Annotated in this window: 4 protein-coding genes and 1 riboswitch; all 4 genes read right to left on the bottom strand. The window is 68.2% G+C overall.

The genetic code is table 11. The features are described 5' to 3' along the window. Window positions 1-180: CbtA family protein (locus tag AB0395_RS47835; protein WP_366294943.1), on the bottom strand; the 180-nt coding region annotated here is incomplete at its 3' end. A gap of 7 nt (window positions 181-187) precedes the next feature. After that, entirely contained in the window at window positions 188-382 is a 195-nt protein-coding gene (locus AB0395_RS47830) for a CbtB domain-containing protein (protein ID WP_366294940.1), read from the bottom strand. A 17-nt stretch (window positions 383-399) separates the two neighbouring features. Further along, window positions 400-535, bottom strand: a riboswitch (adenosylcobalamin (AdoCbl) riboswitch). A 125-nt stretch (window positions 536-660) separates the two neighbouring features. After that, a complete protein-coding gene (gene dop / locus AB0395_RS47825; protein WP_366294937.1) occupies window positions 661-2,175 on the bottom strand; it encodes a depupylase/deamidase Dop in 1,515 nt (504 codons plus the stop codon). 85 nt (window positions 2,176-2,260) lie between these two features. Then, window positions 2,261-3,427, bottom strand: a complete 1,167-nt coding sequence (locus AB0395_RS47820) for an acyltransferase (RefSeq protein WP_366294936.1) — start codon at window positions 3,425-3,427, stop codon at window positions 2,261-2,263. Between the last annotated feature and the right edge of the window lie 195 nt (window positions 3,428-3,622).

Raw genomic sequence — 3,622 nt, 5'->3', positions numbered from 1 at the left:
AGCGGGTTCGGCCGCCTCGTGGGAGTGGGATCCCGCGCTGGAGGGAGCGGCCGCGGCCGCCTCCTCCAGCGCGATGGCCCGGTCGATGCGGGGCTCACCCGTGGTGTAGGCGAAGACCGCCGCGAGCAGCCCGGCGAGCAGCCCGACGAGCATGCCCCTGACGATGAGTTTGGTGATCACGTGTGACTCAGTGGCACGGAACGCCGAGCAGGTGTCGCCCGTCGTGCATGAGTTCGTGCAGATAGTTACCGGTCTGTGAGATCGCGCCCTGGTCGAAGGCGACCAGGTAGGCGATGAGCAGCAGCACCGGTACGGCGAGCAGCCAGGGGGTGAGCGAGCTGAGCGGGATGGGCTGGGTGCGCGGAGCCGAGATCTGGCTCACGGCCACCTCCTTCAGGGATTGACGCGTCCCTCTTCGTAGGTCGACGTGGCGGCCGAGTGACCTGGCTTCCAGCCCGCAGGGGCCAGTTACAGTGGCGCGACCGCACCGGAATCTCACCGGATTTCCCTCGCACCGCCACAAAACAACCGGAACGTATACCGGTTTTTATCTCCCGTCAATCCGTGCACAGCCGGAATCCACTTCGCCACACCGCGCGGCGGGCTCACCCGCGCCGGGTGGGCGACCTCCGTGCCTACCCGGCGCGGGCGGTGTGGTCACTACTCGCCGGTGAGAGCGATCACCAGGTCGGAGGCGGTGCGGCAGCGGTCGAACAGCTCGCCGACGTGGGCCTTGGTACCGCGCAGCGGCTCCATGGTCGGGACGCGCTGCAGGGACTCGCGACCGGGGATGTCGAAGATGACCGAGTCCCACGAGGCGGCCGCGACCGACTCGCTGAACTGGCTCAGGCAGCGGCCCCTGAAGTAGGCCCGCGTGTCGCTGGGCGGGGCCTCGATGGCCCGCTGGACCTCCTCCTCGGTCACCAGGCGCTGCATCCGGCCCCGGGCGACCAGCCGGTTGTACAGGCCCCGGTCGGGACGGATGTCGGAGTACTGCAGGTCGACGAGCTGCAGGCGCGGGTGGGACCAGGCCAGGCCGTCACGGGTGCGGTAGCCCTCGAGCAGTTCCAACTTGGCGACCCAGTCGAGCTCCCGGGACAGCTGCATCGGGTCATCCGCCAGGCGGGTGAGGACGGACTCCCAGCGGTCGAGGACGTCCTTGGTGAGCTCATCGACGCCGTTCCCGCTGCGCTCCTCCGCGTATTTGCGGGCTAGCTCCAGGTACTCCATCTGGAGCTGCACGGCGGTGAGCTTGCGGCCGTCGCGCATCGAGATCTCGTACTTCAGCGTCGGGTCGTGGGAGACCGCGCGCAGCGCCTGGACCGGGTTGTCGACCGCGAGGTCGCGGGTGAAGTAGCCGTCCTCGATCATGGCGAGGACCAGCGCGGTCGACCCCAGCTTCAGGTAGGTCGAGATCTCCGACATGTTGGCGTCGCCGATGATGACGTGCAGCCTGCGGTACTTCTCCGGATCGGCGTGCGGCTCGTCCCGGGTGTTGATGATCGGCCGCTTGAGCGTCGTCTCCAGCCCGACCTCGACCTCGAAGAAGTCGGCCCGCTGACTGATCTGGAAGCCCTCGCCGCGCGAGTCCTGCCCGATGCCGACCTTCCCCGCGCCCGTGACGACCTGCCGGGAGACGAAGAACGGGGTTAGGTGCCTGACGATGTCGGCGAACGGCGTGGCCCGCCGCATCAGGTAGTTCTCGTGGCAGCCGTACGAAGCGCCCTTGTTGTCGGTGTTGTTCTTGTAGAGCTGAATCGGGGCGTTAGTCGGGATGGCCGAGGCACGGACCGCGGCGTCGTGCATGACCCGCTCCCCCGCCTTGTCCCAGATCACCGCGGCTCGCGGATTGGTGCACTCGGGAGTGGAGTATTCGGGATGGGCGTGATCCACGTACAGCCGGGCCCCATTGGTGAGGATCACGTTGGCCAGGCCCAGGTCCTCGTCCGTGAGCTGGCTCTGGTCGGCCACCTCCCTGGACAGGTCGAAGCCCCGGGCGTCGCGCAGCGGGTTCTCCTCCTCGAAGTCCCACCGCGCCCGCCTGGCCCTGGCGGCCGAGGCCGCCAGGTAGGCGTTCACAACCTGGGAGGAGGTCACCATCGCGTTGGCCCCCGGCTGTCCGGGCACGGAGATGCCGTATTCGGTCTCGATGCCCATCACCCGCCGTACCGTCATGCGCACCCTCTGTTCATCCGGGACTGCTTCTCCGCCGTATATATCCCCGACCCTAGACCCTTCACTATCCCTGTTGACCAGACAGTTATGGCACAGAGGCCTTTTCGTCCGCCGCGAAGCGTTCCTGGCCGGACGTGTGGACCGGTCCCGGAGCGGGCGCGCCACCGGGCGGCCCCGCGGGCACGGCCCCGCGCCGCCTTCTGGCCTTGACGAACTCCTGGACCGGCCGTTCGGCCAGCCGGTAGACCAGGTAGGACAGGACCATCGTGGCCAGCAGGGTGACCAGGGCGGTCAGCCAGGGCGCGAGCGTGTCGCGCAGGACGGGCACGAGCACGGCCGCGACCGTCGAGTGGAACAGGTAGAGGGGGTAGGTGAGCGCGCCCAGGACCATCAGGCCGCGCCAGCGCAGCCAGCCGAGCCAGCCGAGCGCGACCATCGCCATGAGCACGTAGAAGATCACGATGGCCGTGACCACCGCCCAGCCGGGCACCGGCATCGCGTCGTAGCCGACCGCCTCGATCCGGCCCGCGACCCTGGCCAGGGCCGCGTTGACCGCGAGGCCGCCGCTGACTCCCGCAAAGCACCACAGCACCAGCCTGGGGCCGTACCTGGTCATCAGGAAGAAGGCCATGCCCGCGACGAAGTAAGCCGCGTACTTCGGCATCACGATCAGCTGCACCCACTCGTTCTCGCTGCCGGCGAAGAATCCGGCCGCCAGCAGCCACACGCCCATGAAGACCAGGCAGCGGGTGAACGTCACCCCGACGAGCACGAGAATCGAGATCAGCAGGTAGAAACGGAGTTCGGCCCAGAGCGACCAGTAGACGCCGTTGGCGTCGTAGACGCCGAAGGCGCGCTGGAGCATGGTCAGGTTGACCAGATAGTCGCGCACGCTCAGCTTGGGGTCGAGGGCGGTGGCCGCGCCCAGCCCGTAGACGGCGGCGACAGCGCCCACGCTGATCCAGTAGGCGGGGAAGAGCCGCACCAGGCGGGAGAGCGCGAACGCCCCCAGGCTCCTGCCCCAGACGCTCATCAGGATCACGAAACCACTGATCATGAAGAACAGCTCGACACCGAGGATGCCCAGGCCCGCCGCCGTCGCCGTCGCCGGGAACAACTTCGCCGGGCGCTCTCCCCAGACCGAGGCGAAGGCGATGAGGTAATGGAAGGACACGACCGCCACAGCGGCAAAGAACCGCAGGAGGTCAAGCTCGGCGAGCCGGCCGTTCCCTCTGACCACCGTTCCGGTCATGTATCGACCGCGGCGAAATGTTCATGCACGCATCTTGGACGGCACTTCGATCATCCGGGTTCCCTCGTTCCCCGTTTCGTTTCCCGCGCCTTCTGCGGCCTCCTGTTCCCCAGGAGCCCCAAAGGACACGGGGTGCGGGGGCTTCGAGGATCGCGGAGGCGCCGGACGGCACGACGCGCGAAGGCGGCGCCCGCC

The organism is Streptosporangium sp. NPDC051023, from assembly GCF_040689595.1.
Taxonomy (GTDB): Bacteria; Actinomycetota; Actinomycetes; order Streptosporangiales; family Streptosporangiaceae; genus Streptosporangium.
The sequence above is the reverse complement of the archived record's forward strand: the minus strand, read 5'-3'. Positions and strand labels throughout refer to the sequence as shown.